1 protein-coding gene is annotated in these 817 nt (G+C 55.7%); it reads right to left on the bottom strand.

The genetic code is table 11. The features are described 5' to 3' along the window. Nucleotides 1–7: 7 nt before the first annotated feature. Nucleotides 8–817, bottom strand: an 810-nt coding sequence (locus tag LNV09_RS24615) for an IS30 family transposase (protein WP_263559703.1), incomplete at its 5' end; no start/stop codon positions are given.

The raw sequence follows: 817 nt of genomic DNA, 5'->3' as shown, positions 1-817 counted from the left end.
GGCGGATTCAACCGGTCAATGCAACACATTGGCTGAAGACCTCAGCCGGTGTTTGATAGCCAAGAGTCTTCCTAGGCCGCTCGTTCAATTGTCTCGCGATGGCGTTGAGCTTGGCCTGTGAGTAGGTCGAGATATCGATGCCCTTTGGCATGTATTGCCTGAGCAGTCCATTGGTGTTCTCGTTGCTGCCTCGTTGCCAAGGACTTTGAGGGTCACAGAAATAGACCTTGATGTCGGTGGCCATGGTGAATCGCTTATGCCCGTGCATCTCTGTGCCTCGATCCCAGGTGAGCGATTTGTAAAGCTCCTGCGGCAGCTTGCGAGCGTTCTTAATGAGCGCGTTGACGACCGTCTGCGAATCCTTGCCTTTCAGCTTTACCAACATCACATATCGTGTTTGGCGTTCGACCAGTGTCGCGATTTGGCTGTTGCCGCTGCCGAAGACCAAGTCTCCTTCCCAATGACCAGGCACTGCCCGGTCCTCGACTGAGGCGGGCCGCTCGCTGATCGACACTGCGTCAACGATCTGGCCGTGAATCGCAGTCTTCTGCGTGTAGGAACGAGAGCGACGCATGCCGCGCGTGCGTCTGAGATGCGCCAGCAATTCTTTCTTCAAGGCGCCGCGCGCTTGAATGAAAAGGCTGCGGTAAATCGTCTCGTGTGACACATGCAGGCTCAGGTCGTTCGGATAAGTATGCTTGAGCCAGCCAGCGATTTGCTCTGGTGACCACAGCATCCGAAGCATGTCCGCCACGATGCCAGCCAGAGCTCGGTTTTTGGCCAATTTACAGAGCTTCGGTCGAAGAGAGCGTTCCCA

It is taken from the genome of Paucibacter sp. B2R-40, from assembly GCF_025717555.1.
Classification (GTDB): domain Bacteria; phylum Pseudomonadota; class Gammaproteobacteria; order Burkholderiales; family Burkholderiaceae_C; genus Paucibacter_A.
This window is presented reverse-complemented; position numbering and strand designations above follow the sequence as displayed.